Source organism: Pseudomonas sp. MIS38 (assembly GCF_019891575.1).
GTDB classification, from domain to species: domain Bacteria; phylum Pseudomonadota; class Gammaproteobacteria; order Pseudomonadales; family Pseudomonadaceae; genus Aquipseudomonas; species Aquipseudomonas putida_A.
The window spans coordinates 95,400-109,278 of record NZ_JAFLXF010000005.1 but is presented as its reverse complement, the minus strand read 5'-3'; the positions used below and the strand labels follow the sequence as shown (position 1 = coordinate 109,278).

The following is a 13,879-nucleotide window of genomic DNA, read 5'->3' as shown; positions in this document are numbered from 1 at the left end:
TTCTCCTCGGGAAGACAAGCTTTAAAATGAAATATTTCCAGTTTTTCAGTCTGAAAAACATTTCTTATTACAACTTCATGCGCGCCAATACCCTGCGCCAGAGCATTGGCCGAGCTGTTTAGTGCTTGATTAAGTTTGCTGGTTACTTGGTCAATCGCTGCCAGCCTTCGGGGTTCATGATGCCGATTACATCAAGTTTTCCTTGTGCATCTATCCGGGCCAAAACAGTGCTGCCATATTCGGCGGCGACCGCGCGCGGGTAACCGGTCTGCCGTTCAAAGTCGGCGATGCAGCCGCTGTGGGTTACCAGAATCATGTTCTGTCCCGGGGTCTTGTGCGCCACCAATTCATTGCGCATCGTCGGGCCACAGGTTTCCAGCCATTCCGCCGCCACTGCATCGTGGCCGAGCATGTAATGCGCAGTCTGCATGGTGCGCGTCAACGGGCTGCTGAAGAACTGGGTCTTTTCCAGACCCAGTTGCGTAAAGCCACGGCCGACGTCGGCTGCAGCAATGCTGCCAGCCTGGGTGATACCGTCTGCCGGCCCCAGACAGGGATTGGTCGAGCGGTCGCAACGTTCGGTATGTCGCACCAGTGCGACGACCTCACCGGCCTGCCAGGCCTTCACCCATTCCTGGGTAGCCGACGCACTCGCATAGCGCAGGTTGGGGGGCGAACGTTGCATCCAGACGAAGCCGCAAATCAGTGCGATCAGCAGCAAACCGACGGCAATGATTGCCCAAGTGCGCGGACGAGACAGGTCCCATCGCTTGGACGCTGATTGTACTTGTACTAATTCAACCACAACGTTGCCCCTTGTCATTCCCGAGTTCCATTCAGTCAACACGCAAAGTGCAACGTAAGCTCCAGGAGATTAGTTACTTTACGGGGATCTGCTTGAATGGCTGCTGAACACTACGTTCAGAGTCGTGGCGGGGCAGTGAAGAACATGTGAAAAATTTGCGAGAGAAGCGCAGGTATTAGCGGAAAAGTCTATTTGATAACTAAACTCAAATAGTCGTTTTGTTTGTTTTGGCCACTTAACAATGGCGCCAGTGGAGGCGAAGCTGCGACTTTGGATAACGTCGTGGCGCAGCTGCTTTCAGCCCCCGACATCAGCACTGGAGTCATTGAACCGGATGGACCTCAAGCAAAGCCTCGCCAATCGGATCGTGATTGTGTTCGCCTTGATGAGCGCGGTGGTGGCCGGTGTCTTCGCGATGGGCATTGTGGCTACCGTGCATGTCGTGGAGCACAAGTTGACCATGACCGCCCTCAGCGGTGGGCTGCGCCGGTTGTTGGCGATGGACGACATCAACCAGTGGCGCCACGAGCCGGAAAAGAGCGAACTGTTTTTTTTCGAGAACGGCCCGGGGCCCATGGCGCTGACGCCGCAACTGGCGGAACTGCCCGTGGGGTTTCAAGAGATCACGTTCAACGGCGACGACTTCTATGCGATGGTCGAGGCGGTCGGTGGCCGCAAATATGTGCTGTTGCGCAATCAGGAAAGCTTCGAACAGCGTGAACACCTGCTGTTCGTGGTGGTGATTGTCGGGTTCATCCTCAGCGTCATGCTGGCCGTCGCGCTCGGCAGGCTGCTGGCGCGGCAGGTCATGGCGCCGGTGATTCGCCTGGCAGGGCAGGTGCGGCATCGTGATCAGTTGATCGCGTTGGCGCCGGCCCTGCATCCGGATTACGCCGATGATGAAGTAGGGGAGCTGGCCCTGTCTTTCGACCAGACACTCGGCCGGTTACGCGAAACCCTGAACCGCGAAAAACTCTTCACCAGTGATGTCAGTCATGAACTGCGCACACCGTTGATGATTCTGGCCAGCTCCTGCGAGCTGTTGCTGGCCAACCCCTCGCTGGATCAGCGTTCCACTCAGCAGGTCACACGCATTGCCCGGGCCAGCGCTGAAATGCGCCAACTGGTCGAAACCTTCTTGATGCTGGCGCGCAAGCCGGAAGAGCTTGGCACCGAATCCACTTGCACACTCAAATCGATCGCCGACGCCCAGGTGGAAATCTGGGGGCGACTCATTCGTGAAAAGGGCCTGGAATTCATCTACGAGCCGCAACTGGCGGGCACCACGCGTTATGACCTGACGTTCTTGCAGTCGGTCATGGGCAATCTGTTGCGCAATGCCTGGCACTACACCGATCAGGGCTTTGTAAGGTTGACCCTGCTCAAGGGCAGCTTCGTGGTCGAGGACAGCGGCATCGGTATTCCGGAGGAGAAACGTCACGCGATGTTCCAGCCATTCGTGCGCGGTGACGAACAGCGCGGTGAAGGCCTTGGGCTGGGATTGTCGCTGGTGCAGCGGATTTGCAGCCATCAGCGCTGGCAGGTTCAGTTGGTGACTCGCGAACCCAACGGCTGCCGTTTCACCGTCACGCTGTCGGCGGCTCAGGAGGCCGAAGGGCAGACGCGAGAATTGCCCGCCGCCTGATTGATCAGAGCAGCCAGGCGCTTGACGTTGTTCTGTTGCGCGGCCACCAGTTCGTCGATGCTCGGGCCGGACGGAGTTTGCAAGGTTGAATGGCAGGTCAGCAGAGCATTGTCCGCCGCACCGCTGGGACGCAGGCGCCATTTGACGTCGATCAGCCCGTACTGGCCGGGGATCGAGTCGAAACGCTGCACATCGATGCGCACCGAGACGTTGCCGCGACTGCCGGTATTGCTCAGTTGATCGTTCAAGGCACTGCGCAGCTCATCCGCCAGACTCGCCCCCCACCACTGGGTTTCCAGAATCGCCAGGCCATTGTTGCCCTGACGGATGACGATTTGCGGGCGGTCGACCTGCGGCGGCACGCTGATCCCCTCGATCGGAATCTGCGCGCCCGAGCGGGACGGCGGCAGTTGCACCGGGGTCAGGGTGTGAAAGTTGATCGGCTCGCTGCGGCAGGCGCCCAGCAGCATGAACGCAGCGAGCACGGTGATCTTCAGCGGTAAAGCCATGGGGGAGCTCCTGTGCTCAATTGCGCGGCGGTCCTTTCAGATCAAGCGGCGCCGCGTTGTCGGGACGACCGCGAATCAGCGATTCCGGATGGCGACCGAGATAATCCGACAGCTCACGCAGCGAACGCGACATGCGCCCGAGTTCGTCGAGGGTCTCGGTGAGTTTCTCGCGCTGTGGCGAATCTTCGGCCAGGGTCGAGCTGGCGGACTGCAAGGTCTTGCTGACGTCGGCCAGGGTGGTCTGCACGCTTGGCAGGGTTTTCGCGTTGAACTGGGTCAGGCCTTTGCGCAGCTCGACGAGGTTGCTGTCGAGGTTGCCGGCAATCCGTTCGACCGGCAGTTTGTTGAGCTTGTCGACCACGGCTTCGAGTTTTTCCTGCAACTGTTCGAGGCTGCCGGGCACGGTTGGCAAGACCACCGGCCGAGCCGTCGCGTCGAACGCAACTTTCTCGGCTTTCGGGAAGAAATCCAGCGCAATGTACAGTTGCCCGGTCAGCAGGTTGCCGCTGCGGGCCTGGGCGCGCAGACCGTTGTCGACGAAGGTGCCGAGCAAACGAATGCCGGCGGCTTCGTCGTCGGGATCGTGCTTGAATTCGGTCAGCATCTTTTTGTAGGCCTGCCCCAGGCGCTGGGGGTAAATGACGATGCCGACGTTAAGCGGGAAGCTGCGTTTTTTCGCGTCGAAGTCCAGGTTGATCCCGACGACCCGGCCGATCTCCATGCCGAGAAACTCTACCGGTGCATCGACCTTGAGCCCGCGCAAGGACTGTTCGAAGCGCAGCACCATGTATTGCGCCTTGCCGTTGGGCGGGGCGAGGGCGGTCTGCTGATCGGCGAACAGTTCGAAATCCTTGTCGTCGGCGGCTGCCACATCGTTGGGGCTGTAATCCGGCGCACGGAAGGCAATGCCGCCGACCAGCATGGTCGACAGCGATTCGGTCTTCACTGCAAAGCCGTTGGCGCCGACATTGATGTCGATGCCGCTGGCGTTCCAGAACCGGGTGTTTTCGGTGACGAACGCGTCGTTCGGCGAATGGATGAACACCTCGATGTCCACGCCCTTGCCCTCGGGGTTGAGCGTGTAGGTCACCACCTGACCGACCGGAATCTTGCGGTAGTAAACCGGCGAACCAATGTCCAGCGAGCCGAGATCCGGCGCATGCAGCATGAAGCGCTTGCCCGGTTCGCCGTAAGTGATCGGGGGCGGGTTCTCCAGGCCCTTGAAGTGTTTGGCGCGGCTGTCGGACTGGCCGATGTCGGCGCCGATGTAGTCGCCGGAGAGCAGGGTGTCGATGCCCGACACACCACCTGCGCCGATGCGCGGGCGCACGACCCAGAAGTGCGAGTCTTCGCGGGTAAAGGTTTCGGCCTGCTTGGCCAGTTTGATCGTGGCGTCGACGCTCTTCTGATCGCCGCTCAACTCGACGTCAGTCACCTGACCGATCACCACATTGCGGTATTTGACCTCGGTCTTGTTGGCGGTCAGGCCACTGCCGGTCTTGAAGTTGACGACGATGGTCGGGCCTTCCTGCATCAGGTTGTGCACCACCAGCGAAATACCGACCAGCACCGCGACGATCGGCACGATCCACACCAGTGAAATACTGAAGCGACGCGTCTTGATCGGCGCTTGGCCCGGTGCTCGTGGCTCATCGGCGGCTGACGACTTCATCCATGTCCTCCTCGGTTTTGTGGATGCTGAGCGTCAGGAACGCAAAAGCACTTCATCAATATAGAAGTGCTTGGCGATAGAGCAAATAAGCGAGGAGATGGTTACGTGGTGGATGCCTCAGCCGAGGATTTCACGCAGGCGATACCAGAACATGCCCAGTGCCAGCAGCGGCGAACGCAGGGCCGGGCCGCCGGGGAAGGTCATGTGCGGCACCGCGCTGAACACATCCATGCCCTGACTGTGGCCGGCGTGAATCGCTTCGCCCAGCAGCTTGGCGCACCAGTGCGTGACGTTGAGGCCGTGCCCGGAGTAACCCTGAGCGTAGAACACGTTCGGCTGCTGCTGGAGCCGGCCGACCTGCGGGAAACGGTTGGCGGTGATGCCGATCTTGCCACCCCATTGATAGTCGATGCGCACGTCCGCCAGTTGCGGGAAGACCTTGAGCATCTTCGGCCGCATGTAGGCAGCGATGTCTGCCGGATCGCGTCCGGAATAATGACAGGCGCCGCCAAACAGCAGGCGTCGATCCGCCGAGAGCCGGTAGTAATCGAGGCCGACTTTCTGGTCGCACAACGCGAGGTTGTGCGGGATCAATTGCGCGGCACGTTCCTCGGACAGCGGCTCGGTGGCGATGATGTAACTGCCGGCGGGCAGGACCTTGCCGCTGAGTTGCTGTTCGAGTTCATCCAGATGCGCATTGCAACCGAGCACCAGACTGCCGGCGCGGACGCTGCCAGTGGCGCAGCGCACTTCAACGGTTTCGCCACGAATGATCTGCAGCACCGGGCTTTGCTCGAAGATTCGCACACCGAGGGACGCCGCCAGACGCGCTTCGCCTTGCACCAGATCCAGCGGGTGCAGATGACCGGACCCCATGTCGATCAGACCACCCGCGTAGATGTCGGCGTTGACCACTTGCTGACGGATCAGCTCCGGGCCGACCAGACGGGTCTGGTGTTGATAACCGAGTTTGTCGAGGCTGACCTGTTCGTCCTTGAACGCTGCGAATTGCGCCGGAGTGTTGGCCAGCTCGCAGAAGCCCCAACGCAGGTCGCACTCGATGGCGTTCTCGGTGATGCGCTGGCGCACCAGTTCCACCGAGTCGATCCCGGCGCGCTGCAAGTAACGCACGCCGTCATTGCCGACGTAACGGGCAAAGCCTTCGACCTCATGACCGATACCGCGAATCAACTGACCGCCGTTGCGCCCGCTGGCGCCCCAGCCAATGCGTCGGGCTTCAATCAACACCACCGACAGCCCGCGCTGCGCCAGTTCAATCGCGGTGTTGACCCCGGTGAAGCCGCCGCCGATCACGCAGACATCGGCGGTGAGGTCACCGTCGAGTGCCGGCCAGGGCGTACTGGCCCGGGCCGAAGCTGCGTAATAGGAGCGGGCGTGTTCTTTGCTGTACTGGTTCATTTGTTCGACTTCACTTTGCTCCAGGACCGGGTCATCAGACGCATGATCGACTGGGGCGGGGTAGAGGAGATGTAGAGCTTGTCCAGCACCGCCTGCGACGGGTAGACCTCGGGATTGTTCACCAGCGCCTGATCCATGTACTGCTTGGCGGCCGGGTTCGGGTTGGCGTAACCGACCGAAGCGCTGACCTTGGCGATCACTTGCGGATCGAGCAGGTAATTGATGAAGGCGTGGGCTTCCTTGGTGTTGCTGGCGTCGGCCGGGATCGCCAGCAGGTCGAACCACAGGTTGGCGCCTTCCTTCGGAATCGCATAAGCGATGTTCACCCCGTTCTTGGCTTCCTTGGCGCGGTTGGCCGCCTGGAACACATCGCCGGAGTAACCGAAGGCTACGCAGATATCGCCATTGGCCAGATCGGAAACGTATTTCGAGGAGTGGAAATAGGTGATGTACGGGCGAATGCTCAGCAGTTTCGCTTCAGCCTTTTTATAGTCTTCCGGGTTTTCGCTGCGTGGGTCCATGCCCATGTAGTTGAGGATCGCCGGAAACACTTCGTCCGCCGAGTCCATCATTGACACGCCGCACTGGGTGAGTTTCTTCAGGTTTTCCGGCTCGAACAGCACGGCCCAGGAGTCGATGTGATCGATGCCGAGCACAGCCTTGACCTTGTCGACGTTGTAGCCGATGCCGTTGGTGCCCCACAGGTATGGGACCGAGTGCTGATTGCCCGGGTCGTTCTTTTCGAGCAGTTCAAGCAGCTTGGGATCGAGATTTTTCCAGTTCGGCAACTGCTCGCGATCGAGTTTGAGGAACGCGCCGGCCTTCACCTGACGCGCGAGGAAGTGGTTGGACGGCACCACCACGTCATAGCCGGTACGGCCGGCGAGCAGCTTGCCTTCCAGGGTTTCATTGGAGTCGAAAACGTCGTAGATCACCTTGATCCCGGTCTTGGCCTGGAAGTCGGCGAGGGTGGTTTCACCGATGTAGTCGGTCCAGTTGTAGACGCTGACCTGTGGCTGGGCCAGGGCTGCGGTGCTGCACAGCAGCGCCAGTGCGGCGGGAACCATGGATTTCAATAGACGCATATCGACACCTCTTGGAATTATTGGAGTTTTTCAGGTGGTTCTGGATTTTCAGATGGATCATTGTTCCCCTGCTCTTTGTGGGAGGGGGCTTGCTCCCGAAGAGGCCGGTACCTCCAACATTACAGCTGGCTGATACACCGCTTTCGGGAGCAAGCCCCCTCCCACAAAAAGCCATGCCATGGAGGAAGGGGATTTGTGCTGGAGTCAGACGCTCAGCAGCAGAAACTCGCGCTCCCACGAACTGATCACGCGCTTGAAGTTTTCATGCTCGGCGCGTTTGACCGCGACGTAGCCGCGCACGAATTTGTTGCCCAGGTAACGCGCAACGGTGTCGCATTCTTCCATTTGCGTCAGCGCGTCTTCGATGGTGATCGGCAGGCGCAGGTTGCGGCGTTCGTAGGCGCGGCCTTCGACGGCGGCACTCGGTTCGATGCCTTCGACCATGCCGATGTAGCCACACAGCAGGCTCGCGGCGATCGCCAGATACGGGTTGGCATCGGCGCCCGGCAGGCGGTTTTCCACGCGCATGGCTTCCGGCCCGGAGGTCGGCACACGCAGGCCGACGGTGCGGTTTTCTTCGCCCCACTCGACGTTGACCGGTGCCGAAGTGTCCGGCAGGAAGCGGCGTAACGAGTTCACGTTCGGCGCGAACATCGGCAGCACTTTCGGGATGTACTTTTGCAGGCCGCCGATGTGATGGCGGAACAGCTCGCTCATCTTGCCGTCGGCATCGGCGAAAATCGGCTTGCCGGTGGCGATCTCCACCACGCTCTGGTGCAGGTGCATGGCGCTGCCGGGTTCGTCGCCAATTGGCTTGGCCATGAACGTGGCAGTGACGTTGTGCTTGAGCGCCGCTTCGCGCAGGGTGCGTTTGAACACGGTGATCTGGTCGGCCAGATCCAGTGCGTCGCCGTGCCGGAAGTTGATTTCCATCTGCGCCGGGCCGTCTTCATGGATCAGCGTGTCCAGATCCAGACCTTGCAGCTCGCACCAGTCGTAGACGTCTTCGAACAGCGGATCGAATTCGTTGGCGGCATCGATCGAGAACGATTGCCGACCGCTTTCAGCCCTGCCCGAACGCCCCAGTGGTGCCTTGAGTGGCAGGTCCGGGTCTTCGCAGCGCTGGGTCAGGTAGAACTCCATTTCCGGCGCCACGATCGGCTTCCAGCCCTTGTCGGTGTACAGCTGCAGGACTTTTTTCAGCACGTTGCGCGGCGACAGTTCGATCGGGTTGCCGAACTTGTCGAAGGTGTCGTGGATGACGATGGCGGTCGGCTCGATCGCCCATGGAATCACATACACGGCGTCGCTCACCGGTTTGCAGACCATGTCGATGTCGGCCGGGTCGAGCAGGTCGTAGTAGATATCGTCGTCGACAAAATCCCCGGTTACCGTTTGCAGCAGCACACTTTCCGGCAGGCGCATGCCTCGCTCATGCAGGAACTTGTTGGTCGGTGCGATCTTGCCGCGGGCGATGCCGGTCAGGTCGCTGACCACACATTCAACTTCGGTAATCTTGTGATCTTTCAGCCACGTGAACAGCTGATCGAAAGGGGCATTCATAAAGACCTCGTTATTGGTTTTATAGACGCCGGGGAGGGCGGGTTTCATCTTCCGCCCCTTCCCCTGTGGCGCGTTGACGACTATCTTGGGCGTGCCTTGCCGTTCCATCTATCCACTTTAAGCAGCACCAAAGCGCACCAAAAGAGTGCGCAAGGTCTCCCATGACAACGTGTAATCCGCTACAGGTTCAGGCTTTCAATACCGCTGATGTCACCGAGCAAATCCGCGCCACGCCGGGTTGGGTCCAGCATTACCAGCAGATGTCTCCCGGACATTTCGCCGGGCAGATTCGCTATCTGGACCTGGAGGGTGTGCAGGTCTACGAAGAACAGATGAACACTCGCGTCGAGCAGACATTCAGCGCGCCATCGGGGGCCTTGGCCTTCTGTTTCGATCGCAGTGACAACGCGCTGTATCTGCTCAACGAAGACAGCCGCAACATCTGGATCACCCCGGAGAACTACCAGGAAATTGCCGTGGTGTTCGGCCCGGAATTCGTCCGTCAGCACGGTCTGGATGTGGCGAGACTCGAAGGATTGTTCATGGCACCGCTTAACTGCGGGCAGAACGCCTTGTTCAGTCGCTGGTTAAGCTCAACTCTCACGAAGTTGTCGCAAGCTGTTGATCCGTTTGATAAAGACTCACTGACTCAGCAGTTACTCGAAGACTGCCTGTTCATCCTCGACAACGCACACACCCGTCTTGATCGCGGCGGATTACAGCGGCGTAGCGAAGAACGGATGATCATGAAGCGAGTAGGGGAGTGGGCGGCAGATTCGCCGGAAGACACCGTCAATCTGCTCGAACTGTCGAAGGTCGCAGGGGTGCCGTTGCGGCAACTACAGCAGGCGTTCAAGGCCTACACCGGGATGACCCCGAGTCACTGGTTGCGCCTGCGCCGGCTGAACAGTGCACACCGCGAATTGCTCAAGCGCCGGCCCACGGAAACCACCGTGGCTGAGGTGGCGATGCGCTGGTCGTTCTGGCATCTGGGGCGGTTTTCCAGCAGTTATCGGGCGCTGTTCAAAGAGCTGCCGAGCGAGACGCTGAAACGCTAGAGATTGCAGTAACGGGCAAAAAGATCTTTGTGTCCCAAGCGAAGTTAAATAGAATCAGTCTCATTTGAATCTAACTTCGCGCAGGGTCTCTTGAGATGATTGAAGCCGCCACGCCATCTGAGCAGAGCCTGCACGCGCTGTACCGCGATCACCGAGGCTGGCTGGAAACATGGCTGCGTCGACGCATGGGCAACGCGTGGGATGCGGCGGATCTGAGCCAGGACACCTTCATGCGCGTGCTGTGCAGCGCGCAACCGATTGCCGACATGCGTGAGCCCCGCGCCTATCTGCTGACCGTGGGCAAGCGTCTACTGAGCAACTTCTACAGCCGCCGCAGTCTGGAAAAAGCCTACCTCGAAGCCCTCGCGCAACTGCCGGACGAGTGCGTGCCATCGCCCGAGCAGCGTTGGCTGCTGCTGGAAACCCTGCAAGCGCTGGATGAATTGCTTGATGGTTTGCCGCGAGCAGTGCGCCGGGCGTTTTTGTGGAGTCAGCTTGAAGGCCTCGGTTACCGCGAAATCGCCGAGCGCCTGCAAGTGTCCGAGCGCACCGTCAAACGTTACATGGCGCAGGCCTACGAGCATTGTCTGCTGGTGGATCTTTGATGCGCGTTGCCCCCAGCGATGAAGCCCGCGAAGTCGCCCGCGCCGCCGCGCAATGGTTGGCGTTGATTGAGTCCGGCGAAGCGGGCGCTGACGATCATGCGCAATTGCAGGTCTGGCGCAACAGCGATAGCCGGCATGAACACGCGTGGCAGAAAATCCAGCGCTTGCGCGAACGGTTTTCCGCTCTGCCTTCTGCGCTGGCCATGGCTACGCTGGATCGTCCGGACGCTGCGCGTCGGGCCGCGCTGAAACGCGCGCTCGGCATCGCGGCACTGGTGCCGGCGGCCTGGCTGATCAGTCGGCAACTGCCGCTGGATGTCTGGCGCGCGGATTTGCACACCAGCACTGGTGAACACAAGCGATTGCGGCTCGCGGATGGCAGTTCGTTGCAGCTCAATACCGACAGCGCCGTCAATGTGGATCTTGCTGCCGGTCAGTTGACACTGGTGCGTGGCGAGATGGCGCTTGACGTGCCAGGCGACTCAGCCCTGATCATCAATGTGCCGTACGGGCGGATCATCGTCAGTCACAGTGAGATTTGCGTGCGTCTCAATGAGCGTGACTGCAATGTGTCGGTGGTCCGTGGCTCGGTGCAGTTGCAACCGTCAAGCGGGCTAGCGCTGTTACTCAATCAGGGACAGCAGATCAGGCTGCAGGCTTCTGGCGCGGGTTCTGTCCGAGCGTTTGACGCCTCGATGCCGAGCTGGCGCGACGGTGTACTGATGGCGCAAAACCAGCCGCTGGGGGATTTTCTGCGTGAATTGAGCCGTTACCGCCCAGGCGTGCTGCGCTGGGATCCGGAGCTGGAGGCGCTGCGCATCACCGGCAGTTTTCGCCTGGATAACACCGATCAAGTGCTCTCGCTATTGGCTGCCAGCCTGCCGATCGACGTGCAGAAACGCACGCGCTTTTGGGTCTCTCTCGTTCCGCGAAAATTGTCCCAGTCCAAAAAAACAGTCTGAGACCTGTCCCTTTTTTTCGCCTCGCTGGTCATTCCAGGCAAGTGAACCAAATCGAGAGCTTTTTCCTATGCCTGCAGTATTTCCAGGTCGTTTGCGTCCGTTGTTGCAGTTGAGCCTTTTGTTGAGCCTGAGTGCCAGCCCCCTGTTGATCCCCAGCAGTTGGGCGGAAAGCGCCGACCGCCGCGGTTATCAGGTGCCGGCCGGCAGTCTGGGTGCTGCGCTGACCCGTTTTGCCGGACTGGCCGGGGTCAATCTGTCGGTAGATCCGGCCTTGGTCAGCGGGCGCAACAGCAATGGTTTGTCGGGTGAGTTTGGCGTGGAGGAGGGCTTTACCCGGTTGTTGCTGGGGTCCGGTCTACAGCTGCAACCGGCGGGCGACCGCGCTTTCACAGTCATTCCTGCGCCGGACGGCGGCAGTCTGGAACTGGCACCCACTTCGATTCTTGGATCGACGGGTGGCACGGATTCAGAGGTTTTTGCCGGTGGCCAGGTGGCGCGCCGTGGTTCGCAAGGACTGCTGGGTTCCAGGGATTTCATGGAGACCCCGTTCAGCATGACCACCTACACCAGCGAAACGGTGAAAAACCAGCAGGCCCGCACTCTGGGCGACGTGATCGCCAGCGATCCCTCGGTGCGTGCGACCAACCCCGCAGGCGGCCGTTATGAGCAATTCACCATCCGCGGTTTCAGCCTGTTCAACAGTGATGTTTCCTACAACGGGCTCTACGGGGTTCTGCCCACTTACACGATCGACATGGAAATGGCCGAGCGCGTCGACATCCTCAAGGGCCCGAGCCAACTGATCAACGGCATTTCGCCGCGGGGCAGTGTAGGAGGGGGGATCAACGTGGTGCCCAAGCGCGCCGGCGATCAGCCAAATACATCGCTGACGGCCAGTTACGCCTCGAACAATCAGCTCGGCGGCGCCGTCGACATCGGCCGTCGCTTTGGTGAGGACAACCAGTTCGGCCTGCGTTTCAACGGCGTCAAACAAGCGGGTGACACTGAATGGGATCACCAGAGCGTCGATCGCGACATGGCAGTGCTGGGCCTGGATTTTCGCGGTGAGCGCCTGCGGCTTTCCACCGATATCGGTCACACCGAGCGCGATACCGATGCACCGCAAGAACGTGTGCAGGTCGGTGCAAACGCGAAAGTTCCGGATGCTGATGATGTGCGCGACAACTACGCGCAACCCTGGAGCCAGGCGCGAACCAAAGATACGTTTGGCACGCTCAATGGCGAGTTCGACGTCAGCGATTCGGTCATGTTGTATGGCGGCGTCGGCGCCCGTAAAAGTAACCACGATTTCCTTCGGCATGCGGTGTCGGTGACCAACGACGCCGGCGACTTCAGTGTTCAACCGCGGGATTTCACCCGTGACGAAAATGTCCGAACCGCCACGGCGGGTGTACGCAGCTGGTTCCACACCGGACCGGTCAGCCACGAGGTCAACCTGGCGGCCAGTTACTTCTACATGGATTTCGAAAATGGTGGCGCGCGGTATGCGGCAGGGCGCAGCAATCTGTATGACCCGGTGGAAACCGCAAAGCCGCGCACGCCTACACGCTACGACGCCAGGGTCTACACGGAAAACCGATTCAGCGGCGTCGCACTGTCCGATACGCTGGGGTTCTTCGATGATCGCCTGTTGCTGACCCTTGGCGCTCGCTGGCAAAGGGTTCAAGTCGACGACTGGAGCGATGATGTGAAGGGTGACACAGCCTATGACGAAGAAAAACTCTCGCCATCGGGCGGCATTCTGTTCAAGGCGACGGACAAGCTCTCGCTCTACGCCAACTACATGGAAGGCCTCAGCCAAGGGAAAATTGCGCCATCGACGTCGATCAACGAGGATGAAATCTTCCCGCCTTTTATCAGCCGACAAGTCGAAGTCGGGGCCAAATATGACGCGGGTTCGTATGCGCTTACAGCGTCTGTGTTCCGGATCAAACAACCTGCTTATGAAACCAACGCCTCGACACGAGTCTTCGGCCCGAACGGCAAACGACAGAACGATGGTGTGGAATTGAGTGTGTTCGGCGAGCCGTTCAAAGGGTTTCGATTGCTCGGCGGCGTGATGTATATCGACAGCGAACTGACCCAGACCACCAATGGAACCTTTGACGGTAACCGCGCGCCCGCGACACCCAAATACAACGTCAATCTTGGCGCAGAGTGGGATGTACCCAATGTGCAGGGGCTGACGCTGACAGGCCGTGGAATCTATTCGAGTTCGCAGTATCTGGATCAGTCCAACCAGAAGGAAATCGACTCATGGGAGCGATTCGACGTGGGGACGCGTTACGCCTTTAAACTGGACGACAAGACCATCACCGTACGCGCCAATGTCGAGAACGTATTGGATAAACGCTACTGGAGTTCCGCGGGCGCATCAGATGACAGTGAACCCGGTTTGACGCTTTCGACGCCACGGACTTATCTGCTATCGGCAACGGTGGATTTCTGAATTGCTTTCTTGAATAAAAGGGTCACTTAAAAGGAGGGTAAAATCTTCTAAATTCAGCGATCTACTGTTAACTACACTAAATAGCC

The 13,879-nt window shown here is 59.6% G+C and carries 11 protein-coding genes; 5 read left to right on the top strand and 6 right to left on the bottom strand.

What is annotated here, in order from left to right; all coding sequences use genetic code 11:
- Nucleotides 1–142: 142 nt before the first annotated feature.
- Nucleotides 143–685 (bottom strand): histidine phosphatase family protein, encoded by a 543-nt coding sequence (locus J1G18_RS08485; RefSeq protein ID WP_262415545.1) that lies wholly within the window; start codon nucleotides 683–685, stop codon nucleotides 143–145.
- Nucleotides 686–1,139: 454 nt separating this feature from the next.
- On the opposite strand from J1G18_RS08485, the gene J1G18_RS08480 reads away from it, so the two are divergent.
- On the top strand, nucleotides 1,140–2,450 hold the full coding sequence (locus tag J1G18_RS08480; RefSeq protein ID WP_223007461.1) for a sensor histidine kinase: 1,311 nt from the start codon (nucleotides 1,140–1,142) through the stop codon (nucleotides 2,448–2,450).
- Here the strand turns inward: J1G18_RS08480 and J1G18_RS08475 are convergent.
- The 5 genes from J1G18_RS08475 to J1G18_RS08455 all read right to left on the bottom strand — a co-directional run bounded on the left by J1G18_RS08475 (nucleotide 2,408) and on the right by J1G18_RS08455 (nucleotide 8,698).
- Complete coding sequence (locus tag J1G18_RS08475; protein WP_223007460.1) at nucleotides 2,408–2,959, bottom strand: membrane integrity-associated transporter subunit PqiC; 552 nt, start codon at nucleotides 2,957–2,959, stop codon at nucleotides 2,408–2,410. The two genes, J1G18_RS08480 and J1G18_RS08475, sit on opposite strands and share 43 nt — an antisense overlap.
- A 16-nt stretch (nucleotides 2,960–2,975) precedes the next feature.
- Complete coding sequence (locus J1G18_RS08470; protein WP_115989804.1) at nucleotides 2,976–4,631, bottom strand: intermembrane transport protein PqiB; 1,656 nt, start codon at nucleotides 4,629–4,631, stop codon at nucleotides 2,976–2,978.
- A gap of 117 nt (nucleotides 4,632–4,748) precedes the next feature.
- Entirely contained in the window at nucleotides 4,749–6,050 is a 1,302-nt protein-coding gene (locus J1G18_RS08465; protein ID WP_223007459.1) for an NAD(P)/FAD-dependent oxidoreductase, read from the bottom strand.
- Nucleotides 6,047–7,135 (bottom strand): polyamine ABC transporter substrate-binding protein, encoded by a 1,089-nt coding sequence (locus J1G18_RS08460; RefSeq protein ID WP_041063835.1) that lies wholly within the window; start codon nucleotides 7,133–7,135, stop codon nucleotides 6,047–6,049. The genes J1G18_RS08465 and J1G18_RS08460 overlap by 4 nt, the downstream gene beginning before the upstream one ends.
- A 204-nt stretch (nucleotides 7,136–7,339) precedes the next feature.
- Entirely contained in the window at nucleotides 7,340–8,698 is a 1,359-nt protein-coding gene (locus J1G18_RS08455; RefSeq protein ID WP_223007458.1) for a glutamine synthetase family protein, read from the bottom strand.
- 161 nt (nucleotides 8,699–8,859) lie between these two features.
- Between J1G18_RS08455 and J1G18_RS08450 the strand changes: the two genes are divergently transcribed.
- From J1G18_RS08450 to J1G18_RS08435, 4 genes are all read left to right on the top strand, one after another.
- Nucleotides 8,860–9,756: a helix-turn-helix domain-containing protein gene (locus tag J1G18_RS08450; protein ID WP_223007457.1), complete on the top strand. Its 897-nt coding sequence runs from the start codon at nucleotides 8,860–8,862 to the stop codon at nucleotides 9,754–9,756.
- A gap of 95 nt (nucleotides 9,757–9,851) precedes the next feature.
- Nucleotides 9,852–10,361: a sigma-70 family RNA polymerase sigma factor gene (locus J1G18_RS08445; protein ID WP_223007456.1), complete on the top strand. Its 510-nt coding sequence runs from the start codon at nucleotides 9,852–9,854 to the stop codon at nucleotides 10,359–10,361.
- A complete protein-coding gene (locus J1G18_RS08440; RefSeq protein ID WP_223007455.1) occupies nucleotides 10,361–11,323 on the top strand; it encodes a FecR domain-containing protein in 963 nt (320 codons plus the stop codon). Before J1G18_RS08445 ends, J1G18_RS08440 begins: the two co-directional genes overlap by 1 nt.
- A 67-nt stretch (nucleotides 11,324–11,390) precedes the next feature.
- Nucleotides 11,391–13,793, top strand: coding sequence for a TonB-dependent receptor (locus J1G18_RS08435; protein ID WP_223007454.1), 2,403 nt, complete (start codon nucleotides 11,391–11,393; stop codon nucleotides 13,791–13,793).
- Nucleotides 13,794–13,879: the final 86 nt, after the last annotated feature.

What these genes read in the sequence shown, in the direction of transcription:
- J1G18_RS08450 (WP_223007457.1), top strand. Translation starts at nt 8,860, where the DNA reads ATGACAACGTGTAATCCGCTACAGGTTCAGGCTTTCAATACCGCTGAT.
- J1G18_RS08480 (WP_223007461.1), top strand. Translation starts at nt 1,140, where the DNA reads ATGGACCTCAAGCAAAGCCTCGCCAATCGGATCGTGATTGTGTTCGCC.
- J1G18_RS08445 (WP_223007456.1), top strand. Translation starts at nt 9,852, where the DNA reads ATGATTGAAGCCGCCACGCCATCTGAGCAGAGCCTGCACGCGCTGTAC.
- J1G18_RS08460 (WP_041063835.1), bottom strand. Translation starts at nt 7,135, where the DNA reads ATGCGTCTATTGAAATCCATGGTTCCCGCCGCACTGGCGCTGCTGTGC.
- J1G18_RS08485 (WP_262415545.1), bottom strand. Translation starts at nt 685, where the DNA reads ATGCAACGTTCGCCCCCCAACCTGCGCTATGCGAGTGCGTCGGCTACC.
- J1G18_RS08465 (WP_223007459.1), bottom strand. Translation starts at nt 6,050, where the DNA reads ATGAACCAGTACAGCAAAGAACACGCCCGCTCCTATTACGCAGCTTCG.
- J1G18_RS08455 (WP_223007458.1), bottom strand. Translation starts at nt 8,698, where the DNA reads ATGAATGCCCCTTTCGATCAGCTGTTCACGTGGCTGAAAGATCACAAG.
- J1G18_RS08470 (WP_115989804.1), bottom strand. Translation starts at nt 4,631, where the DNA reads ATGAAGTCGTCAGCCGCCGATGAGCCACGAGCACCGGGCCAAGCGCCG.
- J1G18_RS08440 (WP_223007455.1), top strand. Translation starts at nt 10,361, where the DNA reads ATGCGCGTTGCCCCCAGCGATGAAGCCCGCGAAGTCGCCCGCGCCGCC.
- J1G18_RS08475 (WP_223007460.1), bottom strand. Translation starts at nt 2,959, where the DNA reads ATGGCTTTACCGCTGAAGATCACCGTGCTCGCTGCGTTCATGCTGCTG.
- J1G18_RS08435 (WP_223007454.1), top strand. Translation starts at nt 11,391, where the DNA reads ATGCCTGCAGTATTTCCAGGTCGTTTGCGTCCGTTGTTGCAGTTGAGC.